Below are 16,979 nucleotides of genomic sequence, written 5' to 3'. Positions count from 1 at the left end.
GCCGGTGCGGAATTGACGCCGAACAACCCAGCACATAATCTTTCATCAATCTGTAAACCTTGTGAACAGATGTTCACGATGACGCGTCGGCGCGCGTCCCGGGACACGACCGAAGGGACGATCAGGTGATCGCACAACTTTCCACCCGTACCAGGCGGGTCATCTCTCTGGTGGTCGCCTTCGTCGTCGCGCTCAGCGGCGGCCTCGCCGTCAACGCCTCGCGTGCCGCGCAGGCCGCCCCGACGTTCAAGGTCCTGGCCTTCTACAACGGCACGTGGGACGCCGCGCACATCGACTTCGTCCGGGATGCCCGGGCCTGGTTCCCGCAGGCGGCCGCCCAGTACGGCTTCTCCTGGGAGGCGACCAACAACTGGGGCCAGTTGAACACGGCGAACCTGGCCCAATACAAGGTCATCATGTTCCTCGACGACGCGCCGCCTCCGGCGCAACGTGCCGCGTTCCAGCAGTACATGCAGAACGGCGGGGCCTGGCTGGGCTTCCACGTGTCGGCGTTCACCACCAACCCGTCGAGCTGGAACTGGTACTACAACACCTTCCTCGGCACCGGGGCGTTCCAGTCGAACACCTGGGGGCCGACCCGGGTCACGCTGCGCGCCGACAACCGCACCCACCCGGCCACCCGGCAACTCCCCGCGACGTTCCCGTCGTCGATCAGCGAGTGGTACTCCTGGAGCAACGATCTCCGGCAGAACCCCAACATCGACATTCTCGCCTCGATCGACCCGTCCAGCTTCCCGGTCGGCACCGACCCCAACCAGTCCTGGTACGGCGGCTACTACCCGATCGTGTGGACCAACAGGTCGTACAAGATGCTCTACGCCAACTTCGGTCACAACGCGATGAACTACAACACCAACACCGGGCTCTCCTCCACCTTCGACAGTGAACCGCAGAACCGGCTGTTGATCGACGGGCTGCACTGGCTCGCCGGTGCCACCACCGTCCCCCCGACGACGCCCCCGCCCAGTGACGGCCCTATCTCGCCGACCGCCTGGCACACCGTGGTCAACCGGGCCAGCGGCAAGTGCGTCGACGCGCGGGCCGCCGCCAGCACGAACGGCACCGCCATCCAGCAGTACGCCTGCAACAACAGCGCCGCCCAGCAGTACCAGTTCGCGCCGACCAGCGGCGGCTACCTGCGGGTGAACAACCGCAACAACAGCGCCCAGGTGCTCGACGTCACCGACCGGTCGACCGCCGACTCGGCGCCCATCCAGCTCTGGTCCTACAGCGGCGGCAACAACCAGCAGTGGCGCGCCGAGTCCGAGGGCGGCGGCTACTACCGCCTGGTCAACCGCAGCAGCGGCAGGTGCCTCGACGTGCCGGCAGCGTCCACCACGGACAGCGTCCAGCTCATCCAGTACGCCTGCAACGGCACCGCCGCGCAGTCCTTCCGGCTGGTGCCACAGCCGTAGACGCGTCGAGGTCCGGTAGGCATGGCCGTGGCCGGAGCGGGAATCGAAGAGCCGTCAGAGGGCCCGACGGAGGAGACGACGCGCCATGACGGAACCAGGACGCAGCGGGTCGACAGGTGCGGACAGTGGCTTCGCTGTCGTCGAACTGTTCACCTCCCAGGGCTGCAACAGTTGTCCTCCCGCCGAGGAGGCGCTGACCGATATCGACCAGGACGCCAGAAAGAGGGGAGAACCGGTCTTCGCCCTCGGTTTCCACGTCGACTACTGGGACCATCTGGGCTGGCCGGACCAGTTCGCGGACGCGTCGTACAGCGCCCGCCAGGAGGCGTACGCCCGTGCCTTCGGCTCCCGAGGCCTGTACACGCCGCAGATGATCGTCAACGGATCGGTCGAGTTCGTGGGCTCCGACCGGCAGCGGGCGGCCACGGAGATCGGGTCCGCCCTCGACGCGGCCGCCGCCACGTCGCTCGGGCTGTCAGTTCAGGACAGCGCCACCGCGGACGCGCACCGGATGACGGTGACCTACCAGGTCGAGCGACCACCGGAGCAGGCGGTGTTGAACGTGGCCGTCGTGCAACGCGGTCTGGTCAGCGAGATCGCCCGGGGTGAGAACGCGGGCCGGACGCTGCGGCAGGACAACGTGGTCCGCGCCTTCACGTCGATGAGTCTGGGCGTCGAACACGGGCGGGTCGACCTCGAGATGCCGCCGGACCTGGATCCTCGACAGGCCTCGGTGGTCGGCTACGTACAGCGCGACGGCACCGGGGCCGTCGTGGGCGCGGCGGCCGTCGACCTGCCAGCCGGGCACGGTGATGAGCTGCCGTCGGCGACCCAGCGGTAGCAACAATATCCATTGCGGACGCGCCACCGCCCTCCTACTCTCGTCGGTGCAGGTCAACCGCACACACCCGAGGGGGTACGCCGTGTCGCGACGCATCCGCACCGATGCCGCCTGGCGCCTGCCCTCTGCCCGGGCCCTCTCGTTCACCAACGCCGCAACCCGCTGCCTCCGCCCAGAACAGGGCCGGGAGTTGGGGTGGCGCGACTGACGCCGACGCTGACGCGTCCGCCGGCCGCCCACCCCACCGGGGATCGGGCGGCTCTTTCGTATCCGCGTACCGCCGTCGAACCCCGCCGGCGGGCGCACGATCACTTCCGGTCACCGTGCGACGGTGGCATCGGCACCACAGTAGGAGACCATGATGGGATTCACCCCCCTCGCCGGCACCCGGGCACCGGTCCGGGTTTGGACCGACCCGTACGCCATCGAGGCGCAGGCTGCCCGGCAGCTGCGCAACATCGGCGCGCTGCCCTGGGTGCAGGGCGTCGCCGTGATGCCGGACGTGCACTTCGGTAAGGGCGCCACGGTCGGCTCGGTGATCGCCATGCGGCAGGCGGTCTCGCCGGCCGCCGTCGGAGTCGACATCGGCTGCGGGATGTCGGCGGTGCGCACCTCGCTGACCGCCGCCGACCTGCCGGACGACCTGGCCGCGCTGCGGTCCTCGATCGAGGCGACCATTCCGGTCGGTTTCACCCAGCGGACCGAGCAGGTCGACACGCGCCGGGTCCGTGGCCTGGAGCAGGCCGGCTGGGACGACTTCTGGGGCCGGTTCGCCGGTCTGGACCGTCGGGTGGCGCAGCTGGAGACGCGGGCCCGCCGGCAGCTCGGCACCCTGGGCGGGGGCAACCACTTCATCGAGGTCTGCCTGGAGCAGGGCGGCGTCGACGAGGGCCGGGTGTGGCTGATGCTGCACTCCGGGTCGCGCAACATCGGCAAGGAGCTGGCCGAGCGGCACATCGGGGTGGCGCGAGGTCTGCCGCACAACACCGACCTGCCTGATCGGGACCTCGCGGTGTTCCTCACCGGCACGCCGGAGATGGAGGCGTACCGGCGGGACCTGTGGTGGGCGCAGGAGTACGCGCGGCGTAACCGGGCGACGATGCTGGCCCTGCTCTGCGGTGTGGTGCGCGAGCACTTCCCGCAGGTCGGTTACGACGAGCCGATCTCCTGCCACCACAACTATGTCTCCGAGGAGACCTACGACGGCGTGGAGGTGCTGGTCACCCGCAAGGGTGCGATCCGGGCCGGCAAGGGAGACCTGGGCATCATCCCGGGCTCGATGGGGACCGGGTCGTACATCGTGCGCGGTCGGGGTAACCCGGACGCGTACTGCTCGGCCTCGCACGGGGCCGGGCGGCGGATGTCACGGGCGCAGGCCAAGCGGACGTTCAGCACGGACGACCTGGCCGCGCAGACCGCCGGTGTCGAGTGCCGCAAGGACGCCGGGGTGGTCGACGAGATCCCCGGCGCGTACAAGGACATCACCGAGGTGATGGCCCAGCAGGAGGACCTGGTGCAGGTGGTGGCGCACCTCAAGCAGGTGGTCTGCGTGAAGGGCTGAGGAGGGTACGCGCGGGCCGGGATCACCGGCCCGCGCGGACCTCAGAAGCCGGCGAAGACGCGGCGCAGGTCATCCAGGCTCAGCGGGCCGGTCACCCGCACCCCGTCCGGGGTGTTCGCGGGCCCGAGCCGGCCGACCGCCAGCCGCAGCCACGCCTCGGCCGGGGCGGTCAGCTCGCCGTCCGGCTGATCGGGCGCCTCGGTCAGCTCGATGCGCTCACCCAGCCGCAGCCCGTACGTCCGCTCGGGCTGCTGGAGACGGACCAGCAGGGTCGCCTGCTGGCCGGCCAGCTCCTCCGGGCGACTGGTCCAGCCCAGCATGCCGCCGACCTGGTCGAGCAGCAGTGGCACGGCCTCCGGCGTCACCGTCGCGAACGGGTTGAACGCCACCTCGACGTCCCACTGGTGCAGGGCGAACTCGTTGAGCCGGAACCGGCCCGCGGTGGCGACGTCGACCGGATCCGGCAGGAAGCCCAGGTCGATCCGCAGCGAGACACGGGTCTCGGCGTCCAGCGCCTCGTACGCAGAGACGAGGCGTTCGTTGGCGGCGAGGAACCCGGCGGCGTGCTCGGCCGGGGACATGGCGTCCCAGCGCTGCCAGACGCCGCGGTTGAAGTCGCCGTCCGGGCCGGGTGCGCCGGTCCGGGCGGCGGTCAGGGACGCAAGATTGATCTCCGCACCGCTGCCCAGGTGACTGAGCACCTGCGACACCTGCCACTCGCTGGCCCCGGACGGCAGGAGCAGGTCGTCCTCCTTGAGGTCCCGAACCAGCGCGGCAAGCTCCTCGTGGCCCGCGCGCAGAGCGTGAATGATCTGATCGGCTGCCGTGGACATCTGTCTCCTCAACGGATTTTCGACGGTGGTCGGGACGCTACCGGATCTGGGCCGCCGGCCGGTCCACTCCCGACCGGGAGCGGACCGGCCGACGGCCGCGACGTCCGGGTCAGCCCACGTGCACGGCGTTGCCGCTCGGGATGTCTTCCTTGCGCACCTTGATCAGGATCAGGGTGACCAGTCCGGCGAGCACGATCAGGGTCGCGCCCCAGAAGAACGCCACGCGGTAGCCGTGCACCAGAGCCTCGATCTGGTTGACCGGGTTCGGCGCACGACCGACCAGGTACGCGGCGACCGCGCTGGTGTAGAGGGTGTTGAGCAGCGCGGTGCCCAGCGAGCCGCCGACCTGCTGGGTGGCGTTGAGCGTGGCGCTGGCCGCGCCGGCGTCGTGCTCCGGCACCCCGACCAGGGCGAGACTGGACAGCGGCACGAAGGTGAAGCCGAGGCCCATGCCGAGGATGACCTGGGCCGGCAGCAGGAGGGTGAGGAACGACGTGTCCACGTCGATCCGGGTCAGCGCCAGCATGGCCACGGCGGCGAGCACGGCGCCGCCGACCATCAGCGGCTTGGCGCCCACCCGGGGCATCAACTGGCTGGCACCGCCCGCGGCGATCAGCACGCCGGCGGTGACCGGCAGCGACGCGAGCCCGGCCTCCAGCGGCTTGTACTGCAGCACCACCTGGAAGTAGAAGGTCAGGAAGAGGAAGGCACCGAACAGCCCGGCGCCGATCAACGTCGAGGCCAGGTAGGCCCCGCCGCGGTTGCGGTCCAGGATGATCCGTAGCGGCAGCAGCGGGTGGTTGGAGCGCAGCTCGATCACCACGAAGGCGGCGAGCAGCAGCACGCCGGCGCCGATGAAACCGAGCGTCGCGGCGGCGTCCCAGCCGTCCTCGGCGGCCTTGGTGAAGCCGTACACCAGGGAGACCAGGCCGGCGGTGACCACCACCGCGCCGGGTACGTCGTATCGGGTGTTGCCGTGCGCCCGGCTCTCCGGCACCAGCGGGAGCGCGAAGGCGATGGCGATGGCGGCGACCGGGATGTTGACCAGCAGGCACCAGCGCCAGTTGGCGTACTCGGTGAGGACCCCGCCGAGCAGCAGGCCGACCGCGGACCCGCCGCCGGCGATGGCGCCGTACACGGCGAACGCCTTGGCGCGCTCGGTGGCCTCGGTGAACAGGACGGTGAGCAGCGCCAGCGCGGCCGGGGCGAGCAGCGCGCCGAAGGCGCCCTGCAACGCGCGGGCGGCGAAGAGCAGCTCGCCGTTGGTGGCCAGACCACCCACCGCGGAGGCGAGCGCGAAACCGGTCATGCCGACCAGGAAGGTGCGCTTGCGGCCCCAGTAGTCGGCGATCCGGCCACCGAGCAGTAGCAGGCCACCGAACGCCAGTGTGTAGGCGGTGATCACCCACTGCCGGTTGGCGTCGCTGATCCCCAGGTCCGCCTGGGCCTGCGGGAGCGCGATGTTCACGATCGTGGCGTCCAGGACGACCATCAGCTGCGAGACCGCGATGACCCCCAGCGCGATCCAGCGCCGCGGGTGCGGCGCGCCTGTCGACGTCCCGGCGCCGGGAGCGCCGGGAGCGGTCGAGGTGGTTCCGGGCATGGTGAAGCCTTCCGTGTGCGTGCGTACGTCGATGGATCAGGCCTGGGACGGGCGGTCGGGCTGGTAGCGGAGCACCGGGATCAGCACCTGGTCGACGACCTGGGTGAGGAACGCGTCATCGGCGGGTAGGCCGTACGCGACGATGCGGGACATGGTGAGAGCGGGTGCCAGGTCGTGGAACAGGTCACGTTCGCCGGCTTCGGGGGGAATCTCGCCCCGGGCGGCGGCCCGGACCAGGATGGCCGTGCTGGCCACCCGCCCGGCGGGCAGCACCTGGTGGCGTACGAGGCGTTCCAGCTCGGGACTGCTCCGCATGGCGAAGGTCAACGCCTGCATCAGGTCGCAGTCGGCCACGCAGATCGCGGCCGTGGCGCGCAGCAACTCGATGAGGTCGCCGCGAAGGGAGCCGGTGTCGGGTGGGCTGTGCACCCCCACCTGGCGGTCGCGCAGGGCGGCGACGACCAGCTCGGCCTTGCCGTCCCAGCGCCGGTAGATGGTGGCCTTGCTGACATGGGCGCGGGCGGCCACGGCGTCGATCGTCGTGCGGTCGTAGCCGACCTCCCGCACCAGGTTGATGACCACGGCGAACAGGGCGTTGTCGGAACAGCGCGCGCCGCGGGCGGCCGGCACCCCGGCACCCGCGCCAACCTGCTGACCGCCAAGCATCCTGAACCCCCGCGAAACGATGTCGTACCGACACTAGTTGGCGAGGGCCGGAACAGGCGGGTTTTCGTGAGTTTTCTCGCACCGAGTCCGCGAAACGATTTCGTTTTCACGAACCGGCAGACCAACACCCGCAGGTGCCAGAACCTCGGCCCCACCCGCAGCGGCCATGCTCCGGCGTCAAGAATCTTCGAAAAGATGTGGGCATGTTTGTCGATTGGGGTTGATCCTTTTCGTAGCCCTGGTGAGAGCCCGGCACCGATACGGGCCGCACACCCACTGGAGGGCACGATGACCACCACTGCGAACACGACCCCCGCCGCCACGCCGACCGTCGGTGCGCTGATCCGGACCGGTGTCGTCGCCACGGTCGCCGCGAGCGCCGCCACCACGGCCGTCGCCGCTGCCGGCCACGCGGGGGGGATCAGCCTCGATGTCGGAGGCGCCCCGATTCCGGTGGCGGGGTTCGGCATGCTGACCGCCGCCTTCTCGCTGATCGGCGTGGTCATCGCGGCGCTGCTGTCCCGTTTCGCCCGGCATCCGCGGCGCACGTTCGTCCGTACGACGGTGGCGCTGACGGTCCTGTCGCTGGTGCCGGACGTGATCGCCGACGCCGGGGCGGCCACCAAGGCGCTGCTGATGCTCACCCACCTGGTCGCGGCCGCGATCGTGATCCCCACTGTCGCGCGCCGCCTGGCCGCCTGACCAGCCACCATCTGATCGCCGACCCACCGGAGGACCGTCATGAAGCAGTACCTGTTGTCCGTGCACTTCGTCGAGGGCGCGCCAACCCCGTCCGACGATGAGATGCAGACCATGTTCAGGGAGACCGATCGGATCAACGACGAGATGCGGGCGGCGGGCGCGTGGGTCTTCGCCGGAGGGCTCCTGTCACCGGACAGCGCCACCGTCGTCCGCGTCGAGAACGGCACCACCACCATGAGCGACGGGCCGTTCGCCGAGACGAAGGAGCACATCGCCGGATTCTGGGTCATCAGTTGCACAGACCTGGACGAGGCGCTGGCCTGGGCCGAGAAGTGCTCGGCGGCCTGCGGCCCGGTCGAGGTGCGCCCCTTCGGCGACCTGTCCGAAGCCTGAGCAGGAGCCGATCACCCGACATGGACCTGGCGGGCATCTACCGCGCGGAGTACGGCCGCTGCGTCGCCACCCTGGCCCGCCTCCTCGGTGACATCAACCTCGCCGAGGAGGCGGTCCAGGACGCTTTCACCACCGCGCTGCAGAAGTGGCAGACCCCTCCGCCGAACCCGGGTGCCTGGATCGTGACCACCGCCCGCAACCGTGCCGTCGACCGGCTCCGCCGGGAGTCGACCCGCGAGGCCCGGCACGCCCAGGCCCTGCTGCTGCACCAACAGGACGAGCCGCGAGAGGTGGGACCGGTGAAGGACGACCAGCTGCGCCTCATCTTCACCTGCTGCCATCCGGCGCTCGCTCCCGACGCGCGGACCGCCCTCACGCTGCGCCTGCTCGGCGGCCTCGACGTACCGGAGATCGCCCGGGCCTACCTGGTTCCGGAGGCGACCGTCGCCCAGCGGATCGTGCGCGCCAAGAAGAAGATCCGAGACGCCGCCATCCCGTACCGGGTGCCGGCCGAACATGAGCTGCCGGACCGGCTGCCGCCGGTGCTCACCGTGCTGTACCTGATGTTCAACGAGGGCTACGCGTCCACCGCCGGGCCACTGATCAGAACGGACCTGTGCACCGAGGCGATCCGGCTCGCGCGCGAACTCGCCGCGTTGATGCCCGACGAGCCCGAGGTCCTGGGCCTGCTCGCCCTGTTGCTGCTGACCGAGGCGCGCCGCCCGGCCCGGCTCGACGCGACAGGCGCACTGGTGCTGCTGGCCGACCAGGACCGGTCACTGTGGAACCGGCCACTCATCGCCGAGGGCCACGACCTGGTGCGTCGCTGCCTGCGGCGCAACCGGCCCGGCCCGTACCAGATCCAGGCCGCGATCAGCGCGGTGCACACCGACGGCGCCGCCACCGACTGGCCACAGGTCCTGGCACTGTACGACCAGCTCCTCGCACTCGCGCCCACCCCGGTCGTCGCGCTCAACCGTGCCGTCGCCGTCGCCGAGGTGCACGGGCCGGCGGTGGCTCTCGCCGCGCTGGAGGGCGTCGACCTCCCGGGCTACCACCGGCTGCCCGCCACCCGGGCCGACCTGTTGGCCAGGCTCGGACGCGACGACGAGGCCCGAGCCGCCTACGACCAGGCCACGGCACTGGCCACCAACGAGACCGAGCGGGCCTACCTCCAGACCCGTCGTACCGCACTGGATATCCGCCGGCACCCGGGGCCTGATTCTGTTCTTTGATCCGGTGTTGACGCTGGCAGTAACGGCAGAGACCGCGGCGCTCGACGCGGGCTCTGCCCAGTCGACGGCATGGGAGAGTCCACCGCCTGACCTCGCCGGGCACGGCGATGAGGTCAGGCGGTGTGGTCTCTCAGTTGCCTGGCGTGAGGTGGAACGGGTCGTAGTCGGTAGTTCCCTTCGCGGTGTGCACCCGCACGGTGAACGCGCCCTCGCCCGCGGCCGGGCCCGGCCACCAGGCACCCCACCACGTCGCCTTGGCGCTGGTGCGAATCACCGCGCCGTCGTTCAGGATGATGTCGACGCCGGTGACCGTCGGATCGACCCGGCCCGTGACCGACGAGTACTCGTCGTCGCCGTCGCCTCGCGCGCTGATCATCTCGATGGTGATCGGCTTCGTCGGGGTGGCCGGCCGCGATTCGTCCATCGTCATCCAGGCCATGGGTTGGTCGGTGTCGACGACCAGGCATTCCACCACGACCGCGCCCTGCTTCAAGATCAGCTGGGTGGTGACGCCGCGCTGGTCGGCGAGCACCACCTGCTCCGGTGACACACTCCCTGGATCGAAGCCCCCGACGCCTCCATCGACACACGCCTTCGCCTGTGGCAGCACGTCGGCACCGGTCAACGAACCAGGGGTCGGAATCCAGTCGGCGACCGCCCTTTCCGCGGTGCTCGGGAACAGCGCGGGCACTCCCAGCACCACCGCGACGGCGGCCGCCGCGACCAGGCCGACAGTGAACCGGCGGGACGTCACCACCCGGGCGCGGGGGGCCGGCGTCGCGTCGTTCATCGTCTGCTCCAGGTCGAGGCGCGACCGGTTCCACTCGGCTGGGCTCGGTTCCCGCCGCGCGGCCGGGTCGAGCGCGGTGAACTGCTGCAGATCGTGAAGATTCGTGGTCATGACTGCCCCCTGATGGCCTGCGGACGGGTGATGGACAGAGTCGAATCGCCGGGCGTGCCGGCGTACGCGCTCAGCAGGCGTTGCCGCGCCCGGCTGAGCCGCATGGCAAAGGTCGACACGCGGACGCCAACCACCTCGGCTGCCTGCGCGACGGTCAGGCCGTCGAACAGCACCAGAGCCAGCGCCTCCCGGTCGGCTGGCCGCTGTGCCTGCCAGGCGCGCTGCAGGTCGACTCGGCCGGCGGCCGCACTGGAATGGTCATCCGACAGCCGGTCCTCGGCGACCATCCGGACATCCAGCGCCCTACGCCGCAGCCAGCCCCGCGTCTGGTTGGCCATCACACCGCGGGCCACCCCGAACAGCCACGGCCGCGCGTCGACGGGCATATCGTCGTAGCGCCGCCATGCGGTGAGAAAGACCGTCGAGACGACGTCCTCCGCGTCCGCGGGCGGCACCCGCCGTTCCACGAACCGCAGCAGATCGGGATACGTCTGCTCGTGCACCTGCCGGAAGCGTTCCTTCCGGTCATCGTTCGCCGTTGCCGTCATGCCCCCTACCTGTCCGGATCCCCGACGACCATCACACACCGATCCGCAGGACCTTCCGCCCGATGCCCGTCGGTGCTGTGTCGGGGCGTCTGGATGATCTCCGGCGGTAACGTCCCTGACGGGGGCTTGGGACCTGGTCAGGCGGCACCGGGCCGAGATCCGGGCTCACCTGGGGTTCAGGGAGTGCCTCAAGTCGACGCGGAAAGCTGACGGACTGACTGGCCGGGGACTACGCCTGGTAAGAGTCGCCACCGCTTCCAGGTGATGGCGATTCGATGCAACAAACCGGCATCTGCGCAACGGGCCGTGGTCAGCAGTACACACAACGGCTCAACATCACGATCGGTACTGACACATGGCCGGCGCGTCACTGCTCAGACAGAGGTAGTAGCAGCAGGTGCATGGGCGTCCCGTCGGGCATCGCCGAAGTGCCGACCTGCTGCCAACCGGCCCGACGGTAGATCGCACGGGCTGCCGAGCGGGGGTTGGATGCGAGCGTGGCGTACGGTTCGGGCCGGTCGGCGAGCAGCCTGCTCATGAGTTCGGCGCCGACGTGGAGGCCTCGTTGGTCCGGGTGCACAAGCCACTCCATGATCGCGAACTTGTCGGCGTTGCGAACGTCGGCGGGTGGGCCGGTGCCGGCACGGGACCACCACCGGCCGGCGGGCATCGTCCAGCCGTAGGCGGCTCCAACCAGCCCGTTGGCGTCTTCGGCGGCAACCAGCGTGTACCCGGGTCGTGCTGTCTCGTCCAGTAGGCCGTCGCGGAACCGAGCTACCTGCTCCGGCCCCTCCCGGTACGGTTCCTCCGCGTAGACGACGGCGTACAGGTCGACCAGGGCGGGGAACAGGGGCGTGGAACTCGCAGCGGTATGAGCCGTGAAGGTGAGGGGCATGGCCGGCGTCCTAGGCGTGCACCCGCTCGGCGAGGTCTCCGAATGCTGGTCGGCATCGTTCTGCCTCAGGCACCGCGTCGACGACCTGCCGGGCGACGGCGTGCAGCAGATGGTTGTGCTGCTGCACCGGCAGTTCGTCCAGCAGGTCGGTGGCCAACCGCAGCCCATCAGGGATGTGCCCGCCACGGATGAGGTTCGCGGCCCGATGCAGTTGGACCTGCGCACGAAGTCGGGCTTGTGACGGCGGGTACAGGGCTAGTGCCCGGTCCTGTGCCGTCTCGGCGGTGTCGAGCTTCCCGGCGTGCGTGTAGACCCACGATTCGGTGTGGCGTAGCCGGTGCTCCGGCCACCCCCACAACGATTCGACATTGCCGGTGATCGCGTCGGGCAGTCGGTCGACGAGGTCAGACAACCGTCGGACCGTGGCCACAGCCTCGGCGTGCCGTCCGGCCAGGGACAGAGCTTGTGCCCGCCCGGCGAGCAGCCCGCAGGCCGAGGCGGTCGCGGCGCGCCCGCTCATGAGTGGCAGCGCCCGGTCCGACATGGCCACCAGCGTGTCGTGGGTTCGCCCGTCGTAGCAGCCGTTCACGACGTCCCACGCGTGCACGAGCACGATGGTGTCCGGATCCTCCGACTGGTCGGCGATCCAGTGCGCGGTCTGCCACCAACGCGTGGCCAGCAGGTTCTGCCCGGATGCCACCAAACCGAGAGCGACCATGACGCAGAGGCGTGCGCCGGCGCGCAGCAGCCGGGGACGGCGTGCCCCGGTGTCGGCGGCGATCTGATGTTGTAGGACCGTCAGGTCGGCGTTCAGGTGAGCCATACGTGTCTCAGCGGGCTCTCGGTAGTAGCTGGTCCCGTAGTCGGCGACGATCTGATCCCACTCGTCCACGTCACTGTTGTTGGCGATCTTCAAGCCGTGGCGCAGTGCCTCCAACCCGACCAGAGGCCCCACTGCTGGAGTCGCGGCGAGGACGGTCATGGCCCGTAGCACCGTGCGTCTGTGCATCTCAGTGTCGCCCGCCTGCTCGCGTTGGTACGCCACAACCAGCGCACCCCCAGCATGCAGTGCGGCGTCGCAGGCCCGCGCCAGCGCTTCCGACCCGCCGGATTCGCCGCGTTCAACACGCGCGACGTGCCCGTAGTCGCTGTAGACGAGTCGCGCGAGCCCGCGTAGGCCAAGACCGGCGGCCGTCCGGTGTTGCCTCAGCGTCTGCCCGAAAGAGTTCATGCGTCGCCCCCAGCGGCGTGGCTTCAGGTGTGGTGCCACGCGCCACACCTGCCGTTTGGCCAGCCTATCGGCCACGCTCGACATGTCGGCACCTGAACGCCGACCTTGAGGCGCAGCGGCTCACGGACGAATCGTCGGGGATTGCTGCTGCCGTTCCGGATGTGGCGGCCGGGCGGATCAGACCCGCCCGGCCGCCACCTGACGACCTTTGGGGACGTGCCGATGAACGTCTGGTGGTTACACGACGGTCAGGCGGTGTGCGTCGCGAGTCGGCCGCCGGTGAACAGGGTGTGGGCCTCATTCGACACCGCGCTTCTGTTCGCGTCCCGATCGTCCTTTGCCGGCAGTCGTGGCCGCCACCACCAGGGGCGGCGGCGGCCGTGATGGTCGAGTTGGATGTACCGCGCGGTACCCGGCTACTCCTGCGGGCCAGGGAGATCCGACCCAATCCAACAAAGCGCGACGAAATTGTTTGGTCTGTGGCGGTCTACCGGAACGCGATCGCCGGCATGGTGATCCTCCAAGGCCACGTGTGCGGTGCCGCAGGTGAGTGCGCGCAGGGCTGGTGTTTTGAGGCGCAGGTGTCGGTGGACGCCATCCGAGCGAACCTGGCCGGTATCCGGTGAGCACGCCCTCGACCGAACAGGTGGCCGGGTGGTGGCGGATCCTCGACGAGCATCAGCAGCGGTACGGCCGGTGCCCCGTCTGCGAAAAACGCTCCCGCTGTTGGGTGCGCGCGGGAGCAATGGCTGACCTGATCGCCCACGATCTGTACCACCTCGGCCCGTTGGGGCCGAACGCGGCGCACCCGGCGGGCGGCACATCAGTCGGCCACGGGTGACCGCCGCAGCGTGCGCAGTGGTGAGCAGAACACCGAAATCCAGGTCAGTCCGTTGGCGACCGCGCCGACCACCAGCGCGGTGTGGACGTCCGCGAACTGGCCGAGCAGACCGGAGGCCACCGCGCCCACGGTGAGCGCTCCGGTGCGCAGGAACCGGAAGGTGGCGTTCATCCGGCCGAGCAGCGCGTCCGGGGTGGCGCCCGTCAACGGTGCGGTGACTGCCTGAGAGCGGATCTTCGGATGGGCCACGTGCAGCGCCGGACGGTATGACGGTTCCGTTATGGCGACCACGGACCGCCGCCACTCTAGCATCGACCTACATCGATGATCGGCGGCTGGTGGTCGCCGGCGACCGCAGGGGAGTGCGTGATGTTCCGACGACAACTGCTACGTACGGCGCTGGCCGTGGTGGTGGCGACCCTGGCGGCGGCCGGGGTGCAGCTCACCAGCGCCGCTCCGGCCGCCGCCGTACGGACCGTCTACTACGATGCGAGCCGGACCGGTGAGTTCCGCACCAACTTCGACCAGGCGGCGCAGATCTGGAACAGCCGGGTCAGCACCGTCCGGCTGCTGGCCGGCACCCCGGCCAGCATCACCATCTACGTCGACGACGGCTGGCCCCGGGCCCAACCGACCGGGCTCGGCTCGGGCCGGATCTGGATGGGCCGGACGGCCGTCAACCAGGGCTACGACCGCAACCGGATCGCCGCCCACGAGCTCGGGCACATCCTCGGTCTGCCCGACAAGCGCACCGGCCTCTGCGCCGACCTGATGTCCGGCAGCAGTGCCCCGGTCTCCTGTCGCAACGCGAACCCCAACTCGGCCGAGGCGAGCCGGGTGAACTCGCTGTTCGCGGGCGCCCTGGCCGCGCCGGTGACCGGTACGACGTACACCTGGAGTGGCGCGTCCACCACCGGCCCGACGGCCGTCAGAGCGGACCCGCCCTCCATCCGGTCCTGGACCACCACCCAGGTCGGGGGACCACCGGCCTGACCGCTCAGCACCCCGCGGGCGGAGGACGACCGTCGTCCTCCGCCTGCGGGCTCAGTGAGCCGGTCGCGCGCCCTCGCGCGGTGGGAGCCTGTCGTGATACTCGCCGACCGGCCCGGCGTAGCGGATCCCGTTCGGGTAGGGCCAGGCGTTGGCGGTGCAGCCGTGCAGGCCAAGCGTCTGCTGCTGCATCGTCGGTGCCGGTCGGCCCGGTGCCGGGCACCGTTCGTGGCCGAAACCGAGGCGGTGTCCGACCTCGTGGTTGATCATGTACTGCCGGTAGGCGTCCAGGCTCGCCCCGTACCCCGGCACCCCCTTCACCCAGCGCGCCACGTTGACCACCACCCGGTTGCCGTTGCGGCACGAGGTGTAGCCGTCCGGACGGTCCTGGCACAGCTTGTCGCGGGTGCCGGGGGTCGCCAGGTAGATGGTGAAGTCGGCCGGCGAGTCGGCGCCCACCCGGCGCAGCCGCCAGGCTCCGCCGGCGGTCCACCCGCGCGGATCGTCGAGGGTCGCGGAGATCATCTCGGCGACCTCGGCCACCGGCAGGCCGCGGATGTCGCGCTCCTCGGCGACCCGGTACCGCAGCAACCGGCCACCGCTGCCGCGGCCGGGCGTCGTGTCGGCCGCAGCCAGCGACCAGCGGTTGCCGCCGGTGGCGGGATAGCTGATCGCCGGAGCCGGCGACGGCGTGGGCGCGACACCGGCGCTCACCGAGTGCCCGGCGGGCAGCTGCCCCGCTGCGGGTTGCGCGGCCTGGACCGGGTCGGCCGGGGCGGGACCGGCGGCGGGCTGCCCAGCTGCCGGCAGGCCACAGCCGGTGAGCAGCGCCACCACCAGCAGTAGCACCGCGGAGGTGGCGCGCCCCCGGCGGATAGCCTTCGTCGACATGTTCTCTCCCCTCGGGCGCCGGTCTGCGGTGGCGCGGGGAGGAAGACGGCTGACCGGTCCGAAAAGTTGACCTCGCGGCGACTCAACTTTTCGCTGTCCTCACCCGTCCAGCAGGAGTGAAGCACGGGGAGGTTGTTCGCCGGTGGCGCGGGGTGATGCGGAGTTCGTCGAGTTCGCGCGGGCGGCCTCCGCGCGGCTGGTGCACGCCGCGTACCTGATGACCGGCGACCACCACCAGGCCGAGGACGCCGCACAGACCGCGCTGGTGCGCACCTACGCGTCCTGGTCCCGGATCCGTGACGACGACGCCTACGGTTACGCCCGCCGCACCATGGTCAACCACCTGGTCGACGGGTGGCGGCGTCCGATCCGGGAGTATCCGACCGAGGAGATTCCGGAGCAACGACGCGCGGACGTGGCCGACGAGGTTGCGACCCGGCGCTGGCTGACCGCCATGCTCGGCGCGCTCAGCCCCCGGGAGCGGGCCATCGTCGTGCTGCGCTACTACTTCGACCTGCCGGAGGCGCAGGTGGCCCGAGAGTTGGCGGTCTCGGTGGGCACGGTCAAGAGCACCAGCTCACGGGCCCTGGAGAAGCTGCGCGCCACCGGGTTGCGGCCGGCCGACAACCAGGAGGCGCGTCGATGAGTGAGTCGGAGCAGCTCCGCCACGCCATGCGGGTCACCGAACGCCCCGGAGTCGCCCTCGACCTGGTCGCGGTCCTGCGTGACGGGCGACGGCTGCGGATCCGCCGCCGGATCGCCGGAGCCGGGGCGGCCACGCTCGCGGCCGGGCTCGCCGTCGTCGTGGGCGTACTGGTGGTCGGCGCCGGGCCGGACGCCCTGCCGACGGTCGAGCGTCCGCCGTCGATCGCCGCTGCCCCCACGCCGCCGGCCGTCGTCTCCCCGACGCCGCCGATCGAGCCCTCGTTCCCGGACTCGCCGCCGCCGACGGCTGAGCGCACGACGCCCCCGTCGCCGCTGGGCAAGGTCATCGACAGCGGGATCCGCCACGGCACCGACCAGCGGGTGTTCTTCCTCGTCCCGGTCTCGGTGCCCGGCCAGCCCCGGGTGACCGTCGGGCTGGCCGCCGGCCGCCGCGCCACCGACGGCACGCTGACCACGGACGTGCTGGTCAACGATGTCAGGGGCACCGACCGCAGTGCCGGATTCCACCAGATCGGCTACGACGAGCACGGATCAGCCGCGCCGGTGCCCACCTTCGGCTACTTCGTCGGCCCGGCGAAGAGGATCACCGGCACCGTCGACGGCGAGCAGGTCGACGCCCGGCTGACCCGTTGGAGCGTGGACCAGCAGGTGGTGGTCTTCTGGTTCGACCCGGCCAAGCTGACCCCGGGCGACCGGCTGGACGGCATCATCGCCCGCGACAGCCGCAACCGCCGGCTGTGACGCCG

At 70.6% G+C, this 16,979-nt stretch carries 18 protein-coding genes and 1 pseudogene; 10 read left to right on the top strand and 9 right to left on the bottom strand.

Annotated elements, in window-relative coordinates; genetic code table 11:
- Nucleotides 1-125 precede the first annotated feature (125 nt).
- The 3 genes from ACLJN9_RS18085 to ACLJN9_RS18075 all read left to right on the top strand — a co-directional run bounded on the left by ACLJN9_RS18085 (nucleotide 126) and on the right by ACLJN9_RS18075 (nucleotide 3,838).
- Complete coding sequence (locus ACLJN9_RS18085) at nucleotides 126-1,436, top strand: RICIN domain-containing protein (RefSeq protein ID WP_410812584.1); 1,311 nt, start codon at nucleotides 126-128, stop codon at nucleotides 1,434-1,436.
- 85 nt (nucleotides 1,437-1,521) lie between these two features.
- Entirely contained in the window at nucleotides 1,522-2,277 is a 756-nt protein-coding gene (locus tag ACLJN9_RS18080) for a DUF1223 domain-containing protein (RefSeq protein ID WP_410812583.1), read from the top strand.
- A gap of 361 nt (nucleotides 2,278-2,638) precedes the next feature.
- On the top strand, nucleotides 2,639-3,838 hold the full coding sequence (locus ACLJN9_RS18075) for an RtcB family protein (protein WP_410812581.1): 1,200 nt from the start codon (nucleotides 2,639-2,641) through the stop codon (nucleotides 3,836-3,838).
- A 41-nt stretch (nucleotides 3,839-3,879) separates the two neighbouring features.
- Here the strand turns inward: ACLJN9_RS18075 and ACLJN9_RS18070 are convergent, their stop codons facing one another.
- From ACLJN9_RS18070 to ACLJN9_RS18060, 3 genes are all read right to left on the bottom strand, one after another.
- Nucleotides 3,880-4,671: a maleylpyruvate isomerase family mycothiol-dependent enzyme gene (locus tag ACLJN9_RS18070; protein ID WP_410812580.1), complete on the bottom strand. Its 792-nt coding sequence runs from the start codon at nucleotides 4,669-4,671 to the stop codon at nucleotides 3,880-3,882.
- Between the two features lie 109 nt (nucleotides 4,672-4,780).
- Nucleotides 4,781-6,274 (bottom strand): DHA2 family efflux MFS transporter permease subunit, encoded by a 1,494-nt coding sequence (locus ACLJN9_RS18065; protein ID WP_410812578.1) that lies wholly within the window; start codon nucleotides 6,272-6,274, stop codon nucleotides 4,781-4,783.
- A 36-nt stretch (nucleotides 6,275-6,310) separates the two neighbouring features.
- Complete coding sequence (locus ACLJN9_RS18060) at nucleotides 6,311-6,940, bottom strand: TetR/AcrR family transcriptional regulator (protein ID WP_410812577.1); 630 nt, start codon at nucleotides 6,938-6,940, stop codon at nucleotides 6,311-6,313.
- A 288-nt stretch (nucleotides 6,941-7,228) separates the two neighbouring features.
- Between ACLJN9_RS18060 and ACLJN9_RS18055 the strand changes: the two genes are divergently transcribed.
- From ACLJN9_RS18055 to ACLJN9_RS18045, 3 genes are read left to right on the top strand one after another with little or no spacing between them, the layout of a single operon-like run.
- Nucleotides 7,229-7,642 (top strand): DUF6069 family protein, encoded by a 414-nt coding sequence (locus ACLJN9_RS18055; RefSeq protein ID WP_410812576.1) that lies wholly within the window; start codon nucleotides 7,229-7,231, stop codon nucleotides 7,640-7,642.
- Between the two features lie 39 nt (nucleotides 7,643-7,681).
- Nucleotides 7,682-8,035 (top strand): YciI family protein, encoded by a 354-nt coding sequence (locus ACLJN9_RS18050; protein ID WP_410812575.1) that lies wholly within the window; start codon nucleotides 7,682-7,684, stop codon nucleotides 8,033-8,035.
- Nucleotides 8,036-8,055: 20 nt separating this feature from the next.
- Nucleotides 8,056-9,270, top strand: coding sequence for an RNA polymerase sigma factor (locus ACLJN9_RS18045; protein ID WP_410812574.1), 1,215 nt, complete (start codon nucleotides 8,056-8,058; stop codon nucleotides 9,268-9,270).
- 130 nt (nucleotides 9,271-9,400) lie between these two features.
- Here ACLJN9_RS18045 and ACLJN9_RS18040 read toward each other — a convergent pair whose 3' ends face one another.
- The 4 genes from ACLJN9_RS18040 to ACLJN9_RS18025 form a co-directional block, all read right to left on the bottom strand.
- Complete coding sequence (locus ACLJN9_RS18040) at nucleotides 9,401-10,171, bottom strand: hypothetical protein (protein WP_410812573.1); 771 nt, start codon at nucleotides 10,169-10,171, stop codon at nucleotides 9,401-9,403.
- Nucleotides 10,168-10,719 carry an RNA polymerase sigma factor gene (locus ACLJN9_RS18035; protein ID WP_410812572.1) on the bottom strand — a complete coding sequence of 184 codons (552 nt, stop codon included), beginning with the start codon at nucleotides 10,717-10,719 and terminating at the stop codon, nucleotides 10,168-10,170. Before ACLJN9_RS18035 ends, ACLJN9_RS18040 begins: the two co-directional genes overlap by 4 nt.
- Before the next feature lie 367 nt (nucleotides 10,720-11,086).
- Nucleotides 11,087-11,614 carry a GNAT family N-acetyltransferase gene (locus tag ACLJN9_RS18030; protein ID WP_410812571.1) on the bottom strand — a complete coding sequence of 176 codons (528 nt, stop codon included), beginning with the start codon at nucleotides 11,612-11,614 and terminating at the stop codon, nucleotides 11,087-11,089.
- Nucleotides 11,615-11,624: 10 nt separating this feature from the next.
- Nucleotides 11,625-12,845 carry a helix-turn-helix domain-containing protein gene (locus tag ACLJN9_RS18025; RefSeq protein WP_410812570.1) on the bottom strand — a complete coding sequence of 407 codons (1,221 nt, stop codon included), beginning with the start codon at nucleotides 12,843-12,845 and terminating at the stop codon, nucleotides 11,625-11,627.
- 380 nt (nucleotides 12,846-13,225) lie between these two features.
- On the opposite strand from ACLJN9_RS18025, the gene ACLJN9_RS18020 reads away from it, so the two are divergent.
- The gene (locus ACLJN9_RS18020; RefSeq protein WP_410812568.1) at nucleotides 13,226-13,471 is read left to right on the top strand and encodes a hypothetical protein; all 246 of its coding nucleotides are present in this window, start codon (nucleotides 13,226-13,228) and stop codon (nucleotides 13,469-13,471) included.
- Nucleotides 13,472-13,668: 197 nt separating this feature from the next.
- On the opposite strand, the gene ACLJN9_RS18015 is transcribed toward ACLJN9_RS18020, so the two are convergent.
- A complete protein-coding gene (locus ACLJN9_RS18015; protein WP_410812567.1) occupies nucleotides 13,669-13,935 on the bottom strand; it encodes a hypothetical protein in 267 nt (88 codons plus the stop codon).
- Nucleotides 13,936-14,055: 120 nt separating this feature from the next.
- Here ACLJN9_RS18015 and ACLJN9_RS18010 point away from each other — a divergent pair.
- A pseudogene (locus tag ACLJN9_RS18010) lies at nucleotides 14,056-14,601 on the top strand (snapalysin family zinc-dependent metalloprotease); the annotation flags it as partial.
- 129 nt (nucleotides 14,602-14,730) lie between these two features.
- Here ACLJN9_RS18010 and ACLJN9_RS18005 read toward each other — a convergent pair.
- Nucleotides 14,731-15,567, bottom strand: coding sequence for a DUF3152 domain-containing protein (locus ACLJN9_RS18005; RefSeq protein ID WP_410812566.1), 837 nt, complete (start codon nucleotides 15,565-15,567; stop codon nucleotides 14,731-14,733).
- Between the two features lie 142 nt (nucleotides 15,568-15,709).
- Here ACLJN9_RS18005 and ACLJN9_RS18000 point away from each other — a divergent pair, with 142 nt between their 5' ends.
- A complete protein-coding gene (locus ACLJN9_RS18000) occupies nucleotides 15,710-16,213 on the top strand; it encodes a SigE family RNA polymerase sigma factor (protein ID WP_410812565.1) in 504 nt (167 codons plus the stop codon).
- A complete protein-coding gene (locus ACLJN9_RS17995; protein WP_410812564.1) occupies nucleotides 16,210-16,974 on the top strand; it encodes a hypothetical protein in 765 nt (254 codons plus the stop codon). The genes ACLJN9_RS18000 and ACLJN9_RS17995 overlap by 4 nt, the downstream gene beginning before the upstream one ends.
- The last annotated feature ends 5 nt before the right edge of the window (nucleotides 16,975-16,979 follow it).

Origin of the sequence: Micromonospora sp. 067-2, from assembly GCF_046549295.1 — a bacterium.
Lineage (GTDB): Bacteria > Actinomycetota > Actinomycetes > Mycobacteriales > Micromonosporaceae > Micromonospora.
This window is presented reverse-complemented; position numbering and strand designations above follow the sequence as displayed.

Coding starts and splice junctions, on each gene's coding strand:
- ACLJN9_RS18080 (WP_410812583.1), top strand. CDS start 1,522: ATGACGGAACCAGGACGCAGCGGGTCGACAGGTGCGGACAGTGGCTTC.
- ACLJN9_RS18075 (WP_410812581.1), top strand. CDS start 2,639: ATGGGATTCACCCCCCTCGCCGGCACCCGGGCACCGGTCCGGGTTTGG.
- ACLJN9_RS18070 (WP_410812580.1), bottom strand. CDS start 4,671: ATGTCCACGGCAGCCGATCAGATCATTCACGCTCTGCGCGCGGGCCAC.
- ACLJN9_RS18065 (WP_410812578.1), bottom strand. CDS start 6,274: ATGCCCGGAACCACCTCGACCGCTCCCGGCGCTCCCGGCGCCGGGACG.
- ACLJN9_RS18060 (WP_410812577.1), bottom strand. CDS start 6,940: ATGCTTGGCGGTCAGCAGGTTGGCGCGGGTGCCGGGGTGCCGGCCGCC.
- ACLJN9_RS18055 (WP_410812576.1), top strand. CDS start 7,229: ATGACCACCACTGCGAACACGACCCCCGCCGCCACGCCGACCGTCGGT.
- ACLJN9_RS18050 (WP_410812575.1), top strand. CDS start 7,682: ATGAAGCAGTACCTGTTGTCCGTGCACTTCGTCGAGGGCGCGCCAACC.
- ACLJN9_RS18045 (WP_410812574.1), top strand. CDS start 8,056: ATGGACCTGGCGGGCATCTACCGCGCGGAGTACGGCCGCTGCGTCGCC.
- ACLJN9_RS18040 (WP_410812573.1), bottom strand. CDS start 10,171: ATGACCACGAATCTTCACGATCTGCAGCAGTTCACCGCGCTCGACCCG.
- ACLJN9_RS18035 (WP_410812572.1), bottom strand. CDS start 10,719: ATGACGGCAACGGCGAACGATGACCGGAAGGAACGCTTCCGGCAGGTG.
- ACLJN9_RS18030 (WP_410812571.1), bottom strand. CDS start 11,614: ATGCCCCTCACCTTCACGGCTCATACCGCTGCGAGTTCCACGCCCCTG.
- ACLJN9_RS18025 (WP_410812570.1), bottom strand. CDS start 12,845: ATGAACTCTTTCGGGCAGACGCTGAGGCAACACCGGACGGCCGCCGGT.
- ACLJN9_RS18005 (WP_410812566.1), bottom strand. CDS start 15,567: ATGTCGACGAAGGCTATCCGCCGGGGGCGCGCCACCTCCGCGGTGCTA.
- ACLJN9_RS17995 (WP_410812564.1), top strand. CDS start 16,210: ATGAGTGAGTCGGAGCAGCTCCGCCACGCCATGCGGGTCACCGAACGC.